The sequence below is a fragment of the Anaerostipes caccae L1-92 genome (assembly GCF_014467075.1).
In the GTDB taxonomy this organism is placed as follows: domain Bacteria; phylum Bacillota; class Clostridia; order Lachnospirales; family Lachnospiraceae; genus Anaerostipes; species Anaerostipes caccae.
In genome coordinates this window covers 1,154,015-1,172,990 of the sequence record NZ_AP023027.1, presented here as the reverse complement: position 1 = coordinate 1,172,990, position 18,976 = coordinate 1,154,015, and the positions used below count along the sequence as shown (strand labels likewise).

Below are 18,976 nucleotides of genomic sequence, written 5' to 3'. Positions count from 1 at the left end.
ATTTCCTCCTTATTTTAACATAGTGTCCAGTAAAAATTCAGCTGATTTGCGGATTGCGATTTCATTGTTAGGCATAAGCGGATCTTCCACTTCGATGCTGACTGGCCCGCAGTATCCTCCGGCTACCAGGTTTCCGAAAAATTCTTTCCACCACAGGTGGTCATGTCCGTATCCTACTGCCACGTAGTTCCATGCCCTCAAATGTGCGTCATCATCATATCCGTGCAGTTCAATGGCCTCCAATCCTTTTAATTCCGGATTGATTCTGGAGTCTTTTCCGTGGACATGCAGAATGCAGTTATCTTTTGTCAGTTCTTTTGCCACCATCAAAGGATCTCCTCCCATGAAGAACATATGGCTTGGGTCCAGGTTCAGTCCGATGATCGGTCCCACTGCATCCCTGAGTCTGCGGATCGTACTTACGTTAAATACCATGTTGTAAGGATGGTTTTCCAGAGCGATCTTTTCAACACCGCATGTCTTCGCTTTCTCGGCTGCCTTCTTCCAGTAGTCGATGGTCACTCCCCACTGGTATTCCATGATTTCGCTGCATGACGGCGGGAAGGTATGTGTGATCCAGTTTGGATGTTCATCGTTCGGTCCGCCTGCCGGAAGCCCTGACTGTGCCACGACCGTGTCCACACCCATCAGCTTTGCAAGTTCCAGTGTCTTCTCCATGTCTTCTCTGTGGCGTTTTCCCAGTTCTCCCGGTGCCACAGGATTTCCGGAACAGTTGAATGCAGCAATCTTAAGTCCCCGCTTTTCTATCGCATCCAAATATTCTTTTCTCGCATCTTCGCTCTCGAGCAGTTCATCTAAATTCAGGTGAGGTGCAACAGAATATGCTCCTGTTCCAAGTTCCAGACTTTCAATTCCCATATCTGCACAGGCATCCAGCATTTCTTCAAACGGAAGATGTCTCAAACCGTCTGTAAACAGGCAAAGACTCATAGGAACCGGATGTCTTGGGGCTGCAAACACTACTTTTTCACTCGTCATTGTTACTCTCCTTTTACACTTTAATTCTGATTTTGTTGGTTAATCTGTTACTCTTTCGATGACTGTATTATAACTTTTTGTGCAGTATTTCTAAAAGAACAATCCATCTCTGTTTTAGCACAAATTAACGAAGTTCCATCTTGCCAACATTTAGTGCGGCATTGTATAATGACATCACCTATTACATAAAAGATAACAATTTTGATTCAGAAAGGAGCTTTTATGGATCCTTATAAACGCTTTTATCAGGCCGATGACTCCGGCATTTCCGTCGAACATTGGACCGGATCCATGTCCCAGGACGCACATATGCATAAATATTATGAGCTTGTCTTCATAGAAAAGGGTTCCTGTACCCATACTTTTTGCAAAGAAGACACTCTGCTGCTCCCCGGAGACAGCTTTCTGGTCCGCCCTGAGACCTCACACAGCTTTGCTATTCACGAACAGACCTCTATTTATAACTGCCAATTTTATCCGGAAGTCCTCGATGAACAGTTTTTTTCCCTAGTAAAGGAATTAAAGGCAGATGCAAGAGGCACTCAAGTCCTTGAAAAGACCCCTACGTCCTTTCAGGCAGACATCAACAACCAGGGAATCGTCCACCTGGATCCTAATGAGCGCATGTTTCTGCTGTCGATCCTTGGCGGCATGCAGAAAGCCCAGGAAAAACAGGAAAGCTACTATGAACTGCTAAAACGGAAATACCTCGAATTGATCCTGATCATCTATAGAAAGCGTTCTGATCAGCAGTTTAAAAATTACTATTCCCAGCCGAAACAGAATCAGACCATCATCATGAGGACACTTGCCTATATTGAAGAAAATATCGCAGAGCCTATCGATTTTAATGAACTTGCCAGAGATGAGAACCTGAGCACCAACCACTTCCGCAAACTTTTTAAAGACGTGACCGGCCTGGCTCCTGTAGAATACATCAACCGGCTCCGCATCACAAAAGCCTGTGAACATCTCCAGCACAGCAATCTAAGCATGAGTGAGATCGCAGCGAATGTGGGAATTTATGATCAAAATTATTTTTCCAGGCTTTTTAAAAACTTTATGGGCTGCTCCCCACGCCATTATATCCGGCGTTCAAAAGAATGAACTGTCAGATTTTTTGTATACATTGTATAAAAGATAAGCAGGTTCACTCACACCATTAAGTCATCATGCTTAATATCGTTAAATTGTGCTAGTTTTTGATTGGATTGTTCTTTTATAAATGCACTCCCATGTTTATAATCATTATCAAGCAGGTTGCTGATCAACGAGACAATCCAAGGAGGTATTTTATGAAAATTACATTTGACACGAGTGCATTTTGGGAGACAGGGATGTCCTACGAAGAGATCTACCACACAGTAGCTGAGGCAGGTTTTGAATATATTTCACCTTATGACCCTATTTTCCCCGGGTTCTGGAAACGCCCGAAAGCTACTAACAGCGAAGTTATGTGGCACAAAAAAGCGATCGAGAAGGAAGGCTTAAAGATTGCTGCCCTGACTACAGGTTTCCGCCTTGCTGATCCTGATGAGTTTATGCGCCAATATGCGATTGACTGCTGGAAGCGTATGATCGAAATCGGAGAAATGATGGAAGTAACTGTCTTCAACACAGAACTTGGAGGAGACGTAAACCAGCCGGAATTATGCGAGGCTAAGTTAATGCGCTCTCTGGATGAACTGATTCCGATTTTCGAGAGTAAAGGAATGCGCCTTGATATCCAGGCACATCCAAATGATTTTTATGAGACGAGCAATGAATCATGCGATATTGTAAAATATTATGACAGCCCTGCATTCGGCTACCTCTACTCCATTCCTCATACGTTCCACTATGATGGCGGAAAAGGAGATGTGGAAAGCATGCTCAGATATGCAGGCAAATCACTGAAACATATTATCGTGGCAGATACATGGGACTACACAAAACTATTCCGCTACAACATCAACCCGGCCCCTCTCTATGCCAGCGGAGAAGTACGCTGTCATGCACATATAGGAAAGATCGGAGAAGGAGATATAGATTTTGATACCTGCTTCAAGACTCTCAGGGAGATGGGATTCGGAGACCAGGAAGATACGATTGCTACCTTCAATCCACTTGGTTTCCCGGAAAGAGCCATCACAGACGGTAAGTTTACGAAAGCACTTCTGGAAAAAGAACTCTTATCCAAATAAACGTGTTTCCTTCATAAAAGCTAAAAAAACAAGTCCCTCATACTTTCAGGGACTTGCTTTTTTCTTATTCCTGTCTTTTACTCTCTATGTATGTTATTTTCTGACCGGCTCTCCCACCATCAGCTTTCTGATCACTCCCAAGAGACTTTCATATCCTCCCAGGAACTGATTGATCGTCTTTACGAAAGCTCCATAGTGTACAAATTCTTCCGGTTTTAAACCGTCTTCTTCATATGCCATGATAAAATCCGGAATCTTGTTCAATTCATTTAAATATTTTTCCGGTACCGGACGGCTCATGCGCTCTTTTACCTCTACATCACATCCATTGATCTTCTCCTGCCATGGCTGTGTTATCGTCAGAACCACATCTCCTCCGATAAACTCAGACCAGTGGAAATAGTTTCTGTACGCTGCCGCCAGAAGTCTTGTCTTATATCCGCGTTCCTGATAAATCTCATATGCATTCTTAAAGACTGCCACGCCTGCATACTCCAATGCACATGGGTCCAGACAAAGATTATCCCGCTTCACAGCTTCTTTCACCCAGTCATCGGTACGTCCTACCATGATGGTACACACAGGTGTCATATTTTTGTTGGAAAGCCCTGCTTCTTCTCTCCTCTTTAATCCGCGCTCTACTGCCTCTGCCACAGCTACAGCCTGTGCCACGGTGAAAGATACGGTTGCGTTAATGCTGATCCCTGCAAAAGTAGCTTCTTCAAATGCCTTAATGCCCGCGGCTGAAGTCGGCATCTTCACCATAATATTTGGCGCCAGTTCTCCAAAACCAATCGCCTGCTTTGCCATCTCCTCTGCGTTTCGGTACAGTTTGGCATTGGTCTGGATAGAAATTTTTCCTTTTGCGTGATTTGTCTTTTCATATACCGGCTCCAAGAGTTTCGCACCGCGCACTGCCATCTGTTCGATCAGGCGCCATGCAATTTCCTCCTCTGTTGCCTCCGGCATTTCATTGATCCATTTTACAAGAGTGTCTTCCCAGAGATCCATCTCCTGATTCAATACATTTCCTACAATCACAGGGTTCGTCGTAGCTCCCGCTGCTCCGCGCTCAATGGCGTATTCCAGCTCTTTTACCGCACAAGAATCATTCCAGTATTCGGTCTGGGGAAATTTTTCACTAGTTTCAAACAGTTTTCCTTTTGCGTCTGACATAAAGAAGACTCCTTTCATGAGAAAGTTGTTGGTTATATAATGAATATATATTAGTATATTATGATAATATTTTCAATATATATTTTATATTTTGACCAAAATATTCTCATGTTTTACCAGACAGACTTTCTTTTTTCTCTATAATCACAAGAATTCCATAAGATTTGTTTAGAAATCGTTTAGAAATGTTTATTTTCTATCCATTGTTTCCGCCTGCTTTTCTGATATACTTAAGACATAGTTTTTCATATATATTTTTAATCCTCTCTTTTCATTAAATATAAGAACCCCGCAGGCAGCTGCGGGGTTCTTGTTATATTATGACGTAATAGACCGGACATGAAATGACATGTCCGGTCTTAAAACAAATTTATTTAAAATAATTGACTCCTGACAGGAATATCTTTTGATTCTTATTTCCTGCAATATTGCTGGATACGAACTGTCCCATACGCTCTGAGTGTCCCATCTTTCCTAACACCCTTCCGTCCGGGCTTGTGATACCCTCGATGGCATAGTAGGAACCATTTGGATTAAAGTCCTCATTCATTGTAGGATCTCCATTTAAGTCCACATACTGGGTTGCCACCTGGCCGTTTTCAAACAGCTTTTTGATCACATCGTCATTGGCCACAAAACGTCCTTCGCCGTGTGAAACAGGGATACTGAAAATGTCTCCCGCATTCACTTCATGGAACCACGGTGACAGATTTGATGTCACTTTCGTATAGGCTACTTTTGAAATATGCCGTCCGATCCGGTTCATCGTAAGCGTCGGAGACTGTTCTGTCTGTTCCACGATTTTTCCTTCCGGCACCAGTCCAAGTTTAATTAACGCCTGGAATCCGTTGCAGATTCCCAGTACGAGACCATCCCGATTATTCAGCAGGTCCATGACAGACTCTTTAAGCTTTTCATTTCGGAAGGCTGTTGCAAAGAATTTGGCGGAACCTTCCGGCTCATCACCTGCACTGAAGCCTCCAGGGAACATAATCATTTGTGACTCTTTGATTGCTTTTTCAAACTCATCTACGGAGTCACGGATTCCCTGTGCATCCAGATTCTTAAACACCTTGGTGATCACCTCTGCCCCTGCTTCTTCAAACGCCCTTGCAGAATCGTATTCGCAGTTTGTACCCGGAAATACCGGAATAAATACTTTTGGTTTCGCTGTCTTATTCTTGGCAAAATGCGCCTTGCCTTTGGTGTAATTTCTTGTCTCTACTACATCCTGGCTTCCTTCTGAACGGGTTGGGAAGACCTCTTCCAAAGGCTTGGTCCACGCATCCACAGCCTCTTTCAGCGGAACCACTTCATTTCCTAATACAAGTTCCGGAGTTGTGGTGATCTCACCGAGAAGAAGGCTTGGAATCGCAAGTTTTCTGATATCCCTCGTATCCATTTCTACTACGAAAGATCCGTAATGGTTCTCAACAAGATCTTTGATTTCAACTTCCTGGTCAAAAATAACTCCAAGGCCATTTCCAAAAGCCATCTTGGCAACCGCTTCGATAGTTCCTCCGAATCCGATGGCATAGCAGGATTTGATTGCACCTTCTTCTATAAGCCTGTGGATTCGTTTGTAAACCTTTTTCGCCTCTCTGTAAACCGGAAGGTTATAGACATCCCTCGGAATACAGATCCGCACGAGACGGTTGCCGGCACGTTTCAGTTCCGGAGTAAGCACATGTTTTCCGTCTGCCACATCTACGGCAAAGGATACGAGCGTCGGAGGCACATCAATGTCGTTGAAGGTTCCTGACATACTGTCCTTTCCTCCGATTGATGCAAGTCCGAATCCAATCTGTGCATGGTATGCACCGAGCAGTGCTGCGAATGGCTGTCCCCATCGCTCAGGATCTTCGCCAAGCCGTTTGAAATACTCCTGGAAGGTCAGACGGATCTTCTTGTAATCACCGCCGGCTGCCACGATTTTTGCGATGGAATGAGTGATCGCATAAACTGCTCCGTGGAACGGACTCCATTTGGACAAGTATGGATCAAAACCGTAACTCATCATGGTCACAGTATCTGTTTTTCCGTGAAGCACCGGAAGCTTGGCTACCATCGTCTGAACCGGTGTCATCTGATATTTTCCGCCGTAAGGCAGAGTGACGCTGCCTGCACCAATGGTGCTGTCAAACATCTCCACAAGTCCTTTCTTGGAGCATACATTCAGATTTTTCAGTGTATCAATACATGCTTCCGTAAAGCTCTTTGGAATCTCCTGATCAAAGAAGCTGCTGACACGGTGCGGAACTTCCACATATACATCATTTTCCTGGTGAGCCCCATTGGTATCCAAAAATGCACGGGAGAGATTCACGATCTCTTTTCCTCTCCAGGAGAGTACTAATCTCGGCTCCTCGGTTACAACGGCAACTGCTACCGCTTCCAGGTTTTCTTCCTCGGAAAAGGCTAAGAACTGGTCCACATCTTTTGGATCCAGGACAACCGCCATACGTTCCTGGGATTCAGAAATGGCAAGTTCTGTTCCGTCAAGTCCAGCATACTTTTTCGGTACCTTATCGAGATCGATCGTAAGTCCGTCTGCCAGTTCTCCGATCGCCACGGAAACTCCGCCTGCACCGAAATCATTGCACTTTTTGATCAGCCGGCTGACTTCTTCCCTTCGAAACAGCCTCTGGATCTTTCTCTCTGTCGGAGGATTACCTTTCTGTACTTCCGCGCCGCAGGTCTCGATGGACTCTTCCGTGTGGACCTTGGAAGATCCCGTAGCACCTCCGCAGCCGTCACGTCCGGTTCTTCCGCCGAGCAGAACAATGATATCTCCGGGATCTGAAGTTTCCCTTACGACGTTTTTTCTGGGCGCTGCGCCCATGACAGCCCCGATCTCCATACGTTTTGCCACATAATCCGGATGATAAATCTCATCTACAAATCCCGTGGCTAATCCGATCTGGTTGCCGTAAGAACTATATCCATGGGCAGCTCCGGTCACGATTTTTCTCTGCGGAAGTTTTCCTTTTAATGTATCTTTCAACGGGACTGTAGGATCACTGGCCCCTGTCACACGCATAGCCTGGTATACATAAGAGCGTCCTGAGAGCGGATCTCTGATAGCTCCTCCGAGGCAGGTAGCCGCTCCACCAAACGGTTCGATCTCTGTAGGATGGTTATGTGTCTCATTCTTAAAACTTACGAGCCACTCCTCCTCTTCCCCGTCTATGGAAACAGGCACCACGATGCTGCATGCGTTGATCTCCTCGCTCTCTTCCATGTCATTCAAAGCACCTTCTCTTTTCAGACGGCGCATAGCCATCAGCGCAAGGTCCATCAGGCATACAAATTTGTCTTTCCTGCCCTGGAAAATGCTCTTATGATCCAGCATGTACTGCTCATAGGTCGCCTCCAAAGGCGCACGGTAGAACCCTTCCTGGAACTTGATATTTTTAAGTTCCGTTGAAAAAGTCGTGTGACGGCAGTGATCAGACCAATAGGTGTCCAGAACGCGGATCTCGGTCATGGACGGGTCTCTCTGCTCCTCTTCTTTAAAGTACTTCTGGATGTGCAGGAAATCCTTGAATGTCATAGCCAGGTTGAGGGAATCATAGAGTTCCTTAAACGGCTGTTCGCCCATACCCCTGAATCCTTCCACAATCTTTACATCCTCCGGCTCCTCAAACTCCATCACAAGAGTATCCGGTTTTTCTTCAGAGGACTCTCTGGAATCCACCGGATTGATGCAGTAATCTTTGATCTGTCCCATCTCATCCTCAGACAGTGTTCCCTTTACTACATATGTAGTGGCACTTCGGATGACCGGTTCCTCACTTTCATTTAACAGCTTCAGACACTGCTGGGCAGAGTCTGCCCTCTGGTCAAACTGCCCCGGGAGGAATTCTACGCTGAAAGCCGTTTCCCCTTCTTCCACAGGAAACGCTTCCTCATAAACTTCATCCACAGGAGGCTCACTGAACACGGTGCCCAGCGCCTTTTGATAGCTTTCCTCAGAAACATTTTCTACATCATAGCGGATCAGTACGCGGATATTTTCCACATCCAGTCCCAGGTACTGCCTCACTTCCTCCAGCAGTTCCTTTGCTTTGATGGCATAGTCCTGTTTCTTTTCCACATAAACTCTCTTTACTTGTCCCATATGGTCCTCCTCTATTCGTGCAGCTTCTTTATGATTTGAAACGCAGAAGCATTCTCCAAGATCATTGGATCCTTCTTCGCGTAAAAAACGATTCCATCTACGGTGGAATGCACCTCAGAAATAATATCTCCCTCGTAAGGGTCCAGAATCTCCCCTAAGAGCTGTCCCCGGTGCACTTCCTCTCCGACATTGACAAGACGCCGGAAAAATCCCGGTGCCTCCGTCTTGACTTCCGCCATGTCCTCTTCTTCTATAATACTTGCAATATAGCCGTTATGGCAATTATATTTTAAAATTCCCATTCTGGTTAAAAACCGCAAAACAGCAGATACAGCCTGTTTCGCCGAAAACTCATTGATATGTCCTGTATCACCGGAATAGACTGAAAATGCATCGGTCCCGTTGATCTGCCAGTTATAATTCAGCGTCTTCACATCAAAACTTCTCTGCTTGCTTGTAATCACATAGGGCAGTCCGAATAAGTTTGCCAGACTTGCACTTTCCTTTCCGGTCGGCTGCATCCGGACATGGGGTATAAAATCTCCTTTCCGGTAAAAGGAAGGAAACTGAATTCCATAACGGTAGCCCTTTACTTTCGCAAATATACTGGCCGCAAGACGACTGGTCGGCTCTCCCTGCGGATTCCCCGGAAACTCCCGGTTGATGTCACTGTTGTCCGATACCCAATACCGCATCCCTACATTCATTGATGAATTATTCAGTGAAGGAATGACCAGAATCTCATGGTTTCCCACAATCGAGCCGGATGTTTCCAGCTCCTTCAGTCTCTTTACCAGCAGAGAGCAGATAAAAAGCTGCTGAAATTCATTTCCTCTCATGGAACCGACAATGCAGGCAGACGGTTCTGAGTCTTCGCCTGTACTTCCGAACCGGAATCCCTCTATTTTAAATTCTTCCCTGAGGTAGGAATCTGTCGTATATAACGTCTCTTTGATCATATCAGGTCACCTCCCACGACTCTGGCGATCAGTGATCCCTCTGTGACACCCGGATGCTCTCGGACAGTCATCAGAATACCGTCCACCGGAGCAATGATTTCTTCCTCCACAGCTCCTAAAATCGGACTTGTGACACTGCCGATGATCTCACCCTTTTTCACATGATCTTTCACCTTTTTGTGGGTCACAAACAAACCATTCGTCTCACAATTCAGATAATGAATCCCGTCATCATGGACGACCGGGGCTCTCTTCGGTTCTGCAGACGGGCCCTTCCAGATGCCCAGTTCCTTCATGACAGCAAACACTCCCTCTATGATCTGTCGGCAGAAGTCATATTTGATCCTGAACGCGGCCCCTGATTCTGTGACCATACAGGGCACTCCCCGCTCATTCAGGGCATAGGATAAGCTTCCCTCATTCACTGTCGTGGACGGATGTATCCAGATCAGATCCGTGTTCATATAGCCCGCAAGGCAGAGCAGACGTTCGTCCGCATCGCTGTTTAATCTCACCTGTGGAATCTCCTGAAGAAAAATATTGCTGGAGTGGATGTCAATGACACAGTCTGCACTCTCCATATCCCCCAGCAGCTTAGCCGCCGTATATTCCCCGAGTTCCCCCTTTAAATCTCCCGGAAATACCGCGCTGTAATCTTCCTGTGTGACCGGGATGCTCCGGCTCCTGGCGTCCAGCCCCAGAGGGTTGACCGACGGATATACGTCCACGATTCCTGACAGGGAATCATAGTCCTCTTTGATCCTCTTTATGATCTCTCCGCATATATACTGTCCTCCAAGCTCATCTCCATATAAACCCGAAACGAGGCAGATTCTCTTTTCTCTTCCCGTCATCACGTCCGGATGCAGGGAATTCTTCTTAATCCTTAATGTCTCCCGCACCGGGAGTTTTACTGATACTACTGTCTCAATCATCCTGTTATCTCTTTCCTGTCCTATACGTCAATCCGCTGAACCACTCTGAAAAAAACAGCTTGAGAAGAATCGGCGCCAAAAGGGTTGTCACCAACACCATAATGACCATAGGCGCAAACATCTCTTCCCTGAGCAGCCCCACATGGATTCCTTTTTGTGCAACGATCAGCGCAACCTCTCCCCTGCAGACCATGCCGGCCCCGATCTTTAAGGACTCCTTATAAGAATACTTACAGACCTTAGCTCCGATGCCGCAGCCGATGATCTTCGTCAGGACAGCGGCAATACTGATAAGCACAGTGAAGATAATCATCGTCTGCGTCATTCCCGCCACTTCGACTTTGAGGCCGATGCTGGCAAAGAAAATCGGGGTAATCAGCATGTATGAGATACACTCCACCTTTCGGTGAATATAGTAAGTCTCCGGTATTCTGCACAGGATAATTCCTGCCAGATATGCCCCGGTGATATCTGCAATTCCAAATAATTCGGCCAAAAATGCCAGAAACAGGCAGAATGCCAGTGCAAGCACCGGAACCCGCCTTCTGTGGACCTGTTCATTGTTTACTTTCATCGTGGACATCCTGCGGAAAAACTTGTACACAAAAATTCCGCCGGCACCTGAAATAACGAAAAACAGCGCCATCTTGCCAATGATCATAAGCACTCCGGTAAGCTCAACTGTTCCCGCTTTTCCAATGCTTGTCATAACAGAGAGCAGGATAATACCCAGGATATCATCAATGATCGCTGCGCCTAAGATCGCTGTTCCGACCCGCCCCTTAAGTTTGCCCATGTCCTGAAGGGTTTCTACGGTAATGCTCACAGATGTGGCAGTCAAAATGACTCCCACAAAAATATTTTCCATTAAGTTCTTTTCAAACATAAAAGAGATGACCGCTCCGACCGCCAGGGGCACGACAACTCCGCACAGCGCAATCACCATGGCTGCTTTTCCGCTGCGTTTCAGTTCCCTTATATCGGTCTCCAGCCCTGCCTGAAACATCAGGACAATCACACCGATCTCTGCCAGACTCAGGATCGTGTCAGACGGTTCGATCACGTTCAGCATCACCGGTCCCAGTATGATGCCTGCAATCAAAGCTCCGACTACCGGAGGCATGTTTACTTTTCGCGAAAACAGGCTGAAAGACTTTGTCAAAGCCAGTATCACCGCTATATCTAATAAATATCTGTATTCTTCCATAATAGTAGCCTCCGCTGTACCAATCTTTTTGTCCCCTTGCTTTTTCCTTTATTATTTAGTATATTAAGAACAGCCCAAAAATGCAAATAAAATTAATAGAATTTCTGTGCTCACAGAGCCGGATTCTAGGAAATGAGGTAGTCTTATGAGTGAAGATATCAACGTAGAAGCTGACGTATTTGAAGAAGAAAATCCAATCATCCATCTGGAAATGGAGGATGGTGTCCAGCTCGACTGCGCCGTGATCTGTATCTTCGGCATCGAAGAACAGGATTATATCGCCCTGGTTCCCGTAAAAGACCTTGAGAACGATGAGGAAGAAAGCGAACTGCTTCTTTACCGCTACGAAGAATTGCCGGATGATGAAGTTCAGCTGGACAATATCGAGGACGACGAGGAATATGAGATGGTTTCCGCTGCTTTTGATGCTATTTTAGACGACGAGGATGACGAAGAAGAATAAATCATTTCTCATCCCCTGACAGGTTTCGATCATTTGAAATAAACAATATAAAAACCTTCGGAAACGGCCTTTTCTCTGCCGCAGCCGAAGGTTTTTTCCTATTTGGTTCATACACTTCTTAACTCTGCAGATCCAAAAGCCGTTTCTTCTTCTGTTCATCGATGCGCTGGACGAGCAGGCTCGGCTTTGCAAAATAGTATCCCTGGATATAATCTGCCCCCAGCTTCACTACCGTCTGCATTTCCTCATATGCCTCCACACCTTCCGCAATAATCCTGATGTCCCTTTCGTGGGCATAGTATATGATATTTTTAACAATCTGCTGTTTGTTGCGGTCCAGATGGATATCCCTGATAATCTTCATGTCAATCTTGAGATATTGGGCTGTCACGCTCAGCAGCAGGTGCTCACTGTTGTATCCGCTGCCATAATCATCGATAGCAATGCCGCCTCCCCACCGATGCATCCTCTCTTCTTTTTTAGCCTGCATCATCCGGTTGCCGCGCTCTTCCTCCGTAATCTCCTGAACAATCAGATCAAGGTATTCTCCGTACTGAAGTTCAAACCGTTCAACGTCTTTTTCATCCAGATCCTGATTTGGAATGGAATTGATAAAAACTCTGGTTCCCCTTTTTACGGCTTTGCTCTGCACCAAATCCACAAAAGATTCCATAGATTTAAACCAAGTCAGGCGTTCGATCTCATACAGTTTGGATTCCTGTTTCGCCAGAGACAAAATCTCGTAGACTGTAGGAATCGAATCCAGTCTGGAACGCATCAACGCTTCGTATGCAAATGTCTCACCGGTCTTCACATCGATGATCGGCTGGAAGTAATATTCGATCAGCTCTTCTTCAATCAGATGATTCAGTTCTTCTTTATTCTGCAGCAAATATGCATCCTGAAAATAACTTTCTCTGTCGAATTCCCCATATCTGCCTTTTCCTCTTTTCTTTACCTTGTACATGGCAAAGTCTGCATACTTAATGAGTTTCGTATAGTCATCGGTGTTGTCCGGATACCATGCGATCCCTCCCGACATCCTGAGCCGGAATTTCTGCTTATTTGGAAGTTCCAGATATTCTTCATCCATTTTTGACCAGCAGTGATTTATTTTCTTTCGTATTGCATCCTTTGAATCATATCCGTAGAAGAAGACGAAAAATTCATCACCGGACATCCTGGCCACTACCGACTCTTTGGGAGTATATTTTTTGAGTCCTGCTGCAGTTTTCTGGATATATTTATCTCCAAAGTCATGTCCGTAAGAGTCATTTAAAAATTTGAGATTATCCAGATCGATCATCATCAGAGCTGCAGTGCCCAGAACATCTTTTCCTTTCTGAAACAGCTGCTCCAGCCTGGCATTAAACGCTCTCCTGTTCAGTATATTCGTGAGCAGGTCATAATCCCTCTCATACTCCATCTTCTTGAGTTCCAGAGTCTCCTTGGTGATATCTTCTGCCAAACCGACGATTTTGTCCTCTTCATACCGTATGCTCAGGCGTACCCAGAACAGATCTTCCTTATCCGGTATCTCGAAAATATAAATATGATCCTGTTCATTTTTCCTGCTCACATACCGCCGAAACATCTCCATGTTTTCTGTGAATTCTTCAATCGACATGTTCTTCCGGATTTTTTCACTGCGAAATACCCGGAAAAAATCTTCTGTCATAAAAAGCTGGTTTTCATTCCAATCAATCTCAAAACCGCCGATTTTTATGCTGGCCATCCGCAGGATCTGTGCAAACTTCCTGGACGCCTGAAAGACATCTGAGCTCAGCTTTTCAAAAGACCCTCCCAATTCATCCAGTTCTTTAACCCCGGTTCTTCTCAGCGCAATGGGTTCGCTCGGATTGCTGTTTTTGACATCCGATGCCAGGCTGATGACCGGCCGCGTGATCAGAATACTGATCACCAGCACTCCTATGATGCTGGCAATAAACAGTGCTGTCACTACAATCACAAGTGTCTTGTTAAATTTGTTGGAAAATGAAAACAGCTGATCCGTGGGAACAACACCGATCAGCGCCCATTTCTGATCTGCAAACGGTGTATTCGTGTTATAAAGATTGATATAGTGGACATTGCTGCAAAGCAGATCTGCATCAGATCCTCCGATGGTGAAAGCATTGTCATAGTCTTTTGATGCAACCAGATTGATTGATTTGCTCTGCTTCATATACATATTGTAAGCAGGCCCGCTGACCATGACATTCTGAAGCTGATTTCCTTTTCCTCCGTCCTGTACGCCGAGTATGTAAGCACTGTTCTTATTCTCACTGAGTTCATTGAATGAGATCAGTTTCTTTAAATAATCAGTAGACAGCTCAATGCCCAGGACTCCGTAAACTGTCCCGTCGCTCAGCCTGAGCGGGACAGAATAGGAAATCACTTCTTTTGGATTGTTGGCCAGAGTATAAGTCTTGCTCCAGTATGCCAGATCCGCTGTTTTGAGCTCCGGGTATTTCTCTGCGGCCATGTACGGCTCATACAAAAAAGAATAGTAATCGACAGAGGAATCTTTGAAATCAAATCCCGAATTCCACCCGGTATCCATCCCGATCTTCCACTTCTTTACCAGGGCAGAAGGCATCCGTTCCGCGAGAAGGTCTGTGTTGTTCTCAGACGGTGCAGCCACCGGATCATAATCCCTGATATAAATCCCGGGCTTATTTTGATACCCGCGGTTTTCTTCCTCTTTTGAAAGATCTTTGGTATTAAGAACCACAAATGCCCCTGTCACCATGTTTTGACGAATCAGCGAGATCAATTCTTCCATGCTCTCGTCCAGAAGACCGGTATAAACCGAACTGTCACTGTCAATCCTTGAAAACTTTTTTGCATCGTCCGTCTTCAGTTTCTCTGCCGACTGGTTGATCCCGTTTAAGGCAGAATCCAGATTGGACCATCGCTTCACCATCTCATCTTCCAGATAATTCTTTCGGTTGATAACACGCTCATTAATGATATCCACAGAATTCTGGTTCAGACGGTTCATGACCCCGCCTCCGAACAGAAGTCCCGCAAGGACTGCTACCTGGAGGATGACCAGCAGAAGAAGAGGTACCAATATTCTTTTTAAAATTGAATTTTGCCTTAACTGTCTCATACCCCGGATCTTAACCTCATCAGCCTTCCAATGTTTTTAATTCCTTTAATGTTTTTTCATACCACTGTTCAAAATTCTGATCTGTGTTATATTTTTTCACCGCAGCTTCATAGGACATGCCGCCCTTTATGGCTTTCTCCACAGCTTTTCTGTCCTGATCGGCTTTGTCAGACAGACATGTTTCTAAAATATTTCTGATCTGGCTTCCATTCTTTGCGGCTTTCGGAGTGTACATTTTGTTATTATTGACTGTTTTGACCGCTGTCATAACTGTGTCTTTAATATCCTCATTTTTCTCATCCTTCATTGCCTTTTCAACAGCTTTTTCGGTATTGGCTTCTTTTTTTACCGGCAGGTAGCTGGAGGTAGCCGCAAATTCAAAGTTACGTTTTGCCTCGGTAAACCATTTTAAAAATTGAACAGATGCATAAATTTCTTTATCGGAAGATTTTGTGACGACCATTCCTGCGCCCTGCTGAACCGCATAATCTTCTTCATCCGCAAACTTCGGAACTTCATAGGATCTTACCTTGATCGGATAACTTTTCTTGTCATTGACCGTCACTGCCTTCGGATAATATGCCGCCCCGGAACTGGAGCCTGTAAACGCGATGAGGCTGCCCATCTTCATATCATCGCTTCTGTATCTTCCGCTCGCAGTAAAATAACCTTTGATATATGGAGTATAGTAATTATCCCAGAGTTTTCTCACTACTTTCTTATCAAAATTGATTTTACACTTTCCTTTTTCAATCGTTAAGAGGTCCACTCCCTGCTGTTTAGCTCCAACGAAGAAATAGTTTGCCATCGCATCTCTTCCATAAAATGCTTTCCCGTCATTCGGAGTTTTGGTAGCCTTGTCCGTCCACTTATAATACTTTTCCGCAGTCTTTACGAGTCCTTCGATTGTACTCAGGTCGGAAGTTTTTGCTCCGGTAGCTTTTGAAAACTTCTCCCAGTCCGTCTGGTTTACCGCAAGTACTTCCGTAGCCTTTGCCACAGGAAATATTTTCAACTCTCCGGCCTTGGAAAGTTCTCCTTCCTCGATGTAGTTATCCACATACTCTCCGATCTCGGCTTTTGTGAGATATTCGTTCAGATCGGCTACGAGTCCAAGCTTGTTTACCTGATATGCCGTATCCGCATAGGCTGCAAAAATATTCGGCATCTCACTGGCTCCAGCCTTTTTATTTGCTGAATTCAGCACGGTCTTCTCAAGATCATAGACATTGCCCTGTGCATAAGTCTCGACATAGATCCCTTCATCTTTTCCATCGGAATTATTAAACTGGCTCACCAGGCTTTCAAATGCTTCCTGCTGTGCGCCGTTGTAATAATGCCAGACAGAGATGACCGTCGGATTATCCTTATCCAGCTCTACTGTCTTTGCTTCTTCTTTTTTTCCGCACCCTGCAAGCAGCGAAACTGCCATAAAGCAGGTGAGCATACAAACTAATAATTTTTTCATAAGACTTCCCCCTGATAAACCTGTCTTTAGCATCTTCTACTAGAATACCATATTTATCCGTAAACATCAAAAAAAACAACAGCCGGACTTTATATCCGGCTGCTTTGCTCATCCCATTTTTTTAATACCTGAAGAAATCTGGCTACAGGAAATCCTACTACATTGTAATAGTCTCCTTCAATTCCCCGTATGAAGCGGGCCGCTCTGCCCTGAATCCCATACGCTCCGGCCTTATCCATCGGTTCTCCCGTCTCGATATAGCATCTGATCTCATCTTCTGAGACCGGATAGAAAAAAACGGATGTCTCTTCATAAAAAACATGCTTCTTTTCCCCGCAGATGCACGCAACACCTGTATACACCTGATGTCTGCTTCCGCTGAGCATGCGAAGCATCCGGGCAGCATCATCCTTATCCTCAGGCTTTCCGAGTATACTGCCTTCCATGGCGACTACGGTATCAGCGCCTATGACCATACAGTCTCCGTCAGCACGGCCCGCTACATCTTCCGCTTTTTGAAGAGCCAGCTCCATCACCGCGTCTTTCGGCTCCTGTTTTGTAATCACTTCCTCTTTCGTGCTCGGAATCACCGTGAAATCGATTCCTACCTGCTTCAGTATCTCCCTGCGCCTGGGAGACGCGGATGCCAGTATCAGTGTTTTCATTTCTTCCTCCTCTTTCTGCCTAAAACCAACGATACAAGCCGCTTCCTGTTTCTTCTCTGAGGGCTTTTAAACTGATTATAATGCAGCAGAGCCTGCTTGTCGACTGCTAAGCTTCTTTTATCATATCGAGGAAATACCGGTGGACGGTATCGTCGTCATCCAGTTCGGGATGAAAAGCCGTCACCAGCTGATTGTCCTGTCTGGCAGCTGTAATCTTCCCTCCTGTTGACGCCAAAACCATGACTTTGTTTCCCGCTTCATCAATATAAGGTGCGCGGATAAATGTCATAGGAATTTTTCCTTCTTCTCCAAACGATTCTTCTGTCCAAAAGCTTCCCAGCTGGCGGCCGTAGGCATTTCTCCTGGCCGTGATATCCATTGTCGCAAGATAAGCGCTCTCCCCTTTTATTCTTTGAGCCATCAGGATCAGGCCCGCACAGGTTCCAAAAGCCGGAAGCCCGTTTAGGATCATAGTTCTTAACTTCCCGGCCATCTCAAGATCCCGCAGAAGCTTTCCTATGACCGTACTTTCTCCGCCCGGAAGAATCACCCCGTCCATCTGACGGTCCAAATCTTTTTTCCCGCGGATTTCAAAGCTTTGGGCTCCTAAGTTTTCTACCTTCCTGCGGTGTTCTGCAAATGCTCCCTGAAGAGCAAGCACCCCGACCCTCATCACTGTCCTCTTTCTGCCATCAAAAGCTGAATCTCGTCTTCATTGATCCCCACCATGGCTCCTCCCAGGTCTGTGGACAATTCAGCAAGTATCTTCGGATCGCGGAAATTTGTAACAGCTTTTACAATGGACCGTGCACGCTTTTTTGGATCACCCGATTTAAAGATACCGGAGCCAACGAAAACTCCTTCCGCCCCAAGCTGCATCATCAGAGCCGCATCCGCCGGAGTCGCCACTCCGCCAGCTGCGAAATTAACTACGGGAAGCCTGCCGTCTTCGTGGACTTTCAGCACCAGTTCATAAGGTACACCGAGTTTTTTTGCCTCGTCAAACAGCTCATCTTCCGCCATAGATGCAATCCGTCTGATATCCCGGTTCAGCATCCTCATATGCCTCACGGCCTGAACAACATCTCCAGTGCCTGGCTCTCCTTTAGTCCGTATCATAGCGGCTCCTTCGCTGATCCTCCGAAGTGCCTCGCCGAGATCTTTTGCCCCGCAGACAAACGGAACTTTAAATTTTGTTTTATCGATGTGGTAAACATCGTCGGCGGGCGAGAGCACTTCGCTCTCATCTATGTAATCGATCTCAACCGCCTCCAGTATCTGTGCCTCCGCGAAATGCCCGATTCTTACCTTCGCCATCACCGGGATGGATACTGCCTCCTGGATTTCTCTGATCATTTTCGGATCACTCATTCTGGACACGCCTCCGGCTGCGCGGATGTCTGCCGGAATCCTTTCCAATGCCATGACTGCACAGGCCCCGGCCTCCTCTGCCGTTTTCGCCTGATCCGGAGTCGTCACATCCATAATGACTCCCCCTTTTAACATCTGTGCCAACTGTTTATTTAACTGGTAACGCTCATTTTCCATGACTGTGTCCTCCATAATATGTTAGTCTTTGTTTTTATGCCGGCATTAAAAACTTAAGACTTATTATACAGCGCATTGGCATTATCAAAACATCCAGTTTTTATATATTTAACAGTGCCAGTTTGTTATAAGTGTTAG

Annotated in this window: 14 protein-coding genes; 3 read left to right on the top strand and 11 right to left on the bottom strand. The window is 45.7% G+C overall.

The features are described 5' to 3' along the window. Positions 1-9: 9 nt before the first annotated feature. On the bottom strand, positions 10-999 hold the full coding sequence (locus tag ANCC_RS05725) for a sugar phosphate isomerase/epimerase family protein (RefSeq protein WP_006565939.1): 990 nt from the start codon (positions 997-999) through the stop codon (positions 10-12). 222 nt (positions 1,000-1,221) lie between these two features. Here ANCC_RS05725 and ANCC_RS05720 point away from each other — a divergent pair, with 222 nt between their 5' ends. Together ANCC_RS05720 and ANCC_RS05715 are read left to right on the top strand one after the other, a co-directional pair. Continuing rightward, entirely contained in the window at positions 1,222-2,106 is an 885-nt protein-coding gene (locus ANCC_RS05720) for an AraC family transcriptional regulator (protein ID WP_006565940.1), read from the top strand. 188 nt (positions 2,107-2,294) lie between these two features. Then, complete coding sequence (locus tag ANCC_RS05715) at positions 2,295-3,182, top strand: sugar phosphate isomerase/epimerase family protein (RefSeq protein WP_039946234.1); 888 nt, start codon at positions 2,295-2,297, stop codon at positions 3,180-3,182. A 93-nt stretch (positions 3,183-3,275) separates the two neighbouring features. On the opposite strand, the gene ANCC_RS05710 is transcribed toward ANCC_RS05715, so the two are convergent. The 5 genes from ANCC_RS05710 to ANCC_RS05690 all read right to left on the bottom strand — a co-directional run bounded on the left by ANCC_RS05710 (position 3,276) and on the right by ANCC_RS05690 (position 11,579). Beyond that, on the bottom strand, positions 3,276-4,358 hold the full coding sequence (locus ANCC_RS05710) for a transaldolase family protein (RefSeq protein ID WP_039946235.1): 1,083 nt from the start codon (positions 4,356-4,358) through the stop codon (positions 3,276-3,278). Positions 4,359-4,728: 370 nt separating this feature from the next. Beyond that, positions 4,729-8,478: a phosphoribosylformylglycinamidine synthase gene (locus ANCC_RS05705; protein ID WP_006565943.1), complete on the bottom strand. Its 3,750-nt coding sequence runs from the start codon at positions 8,476-8,478 to the stop codon at positions 4,729-4,731. A gap of 11 nt (positions 8,479-8,489) precedes the next feature. Continuing rightward, on the bottom strand, positions 8,490-9,437 hold the full coding sequence (locus ANCC_RS05700; protein WP_006565944.1) for a M14 family metallopeptidase: 948 nt from the start codon (positions 9,435-9,437) through the stop codon (positions 8,490-8,492). Beyond that, positions 9,434-10,372: a M14 family metallopeptidase gene (locus tag ANCC_RS05695; RefSeq protein WP_006565945.1), complete on the bottom strand. Its 939-nt coding sequence runs from the start codon at positions 10,370-10,372 to the stop codon at positions 9,434-9,436. Before ANCC_RS05695 ends, ANCC_RS05700 begins: the two co-directional genes overlap by 4 nt. Positions 10,373-10,376: 4 nt before the next feature. Beyond that, positions 10,377-11,579, bottom strand: coding sequence for a cation:proton antiporter (locus ANCC_RS05690; RefSeq protein WP_006565946.1), 1,203 nt, complete (start codon positions 11,577-11,579; stop codon positions 10,377-10,379). Between the two features lie 145 nt (positions 11,580-11,724). Between ANCC_RS05690 and ANCC_RS05685 the strand changes: the two genes are divergently transcribed. Then, positions 11,725-12,042: a DUF1292 domain-containing protein gene (locus ANCC_RS05685; protein ID WP_006565947.1), complete on the top strand. Its 318-nt coding sequence runs from the start codon at positions 11,725-11,727 to the stop codon at positions 12,040-12,042. A 118-nt stretch (positions 12,043-12,160) separates the two neighbouring features. On the opposite strand, the gene ANCC_RS05680 is transcribed toward ANCC_RS05685, so the two are convergent. The 5 genes from ANCC_RS05680 to pdxS form a co-directional block, all read right to left on the bottom strand. After that, complete coding sequence (locus ANCC_RS05680; protein ID WP_006565948.1) at positions 12,161-15,157, bottom strand: EAL domain-containing protein; 2,997 nt, start codon at positions 15,155-15,157, stop codon at positions 12,161-12,163. Between the two features lie 19 nt (positions 15,158-15,176). Continuing rightward, entirely contained in the window at positions 15,177-16,625 is a 1,449-nt protein-coding gene (locus tag ANCC_RS05675) for an extracellular solute-binding protein (protein ID WP_039946237.1), read from the bottom strand. A gap of 89 nt (positions 16,626-16,714) precedes the next feature. Beyond that, positions 16,715-17,290 (bottom strand): Maf family protein, encoded by a 576-nt coding sequence (locus ANCC_RS05670; protein ID WP_006565950.1) that lies wholly within the window; start codon positions 17,288-17,290, stop codon positions 16,715-16,717. Positions 17,291-17,396: 106 nt separating this feature from the next. Continuing rightward, positions 17,397-17,963: a pyridoxal 5'-phosphate synthase glutaminase subunit PdxT gene (pdxT, locus tag ANCC_RS05665; protein ID WP_006565951.1), complete on the bottom strand. Its 567-nt coding sequence runs from the start codon at positions 17,961-17,963 to the stop codon at positions 17,397-17,399. After that, complete coding sequence (gene pdxS / locus ANCC_RS05660; RefSeq protein WP_039946240.1) at positions 17,963-18,838, bottom strand: pyridoxal 5'-phosphate synthase lyase subunit PdxS; 876 nt, start codon at positions 18,836-18,838, stop codon at positions 17,963-17,965. Before pdxS ends, pdxT begins: the two co-directional genes overlap by 1 nt. Positions 18,839-18,976 lie beyond the last annotated feature (138 nt).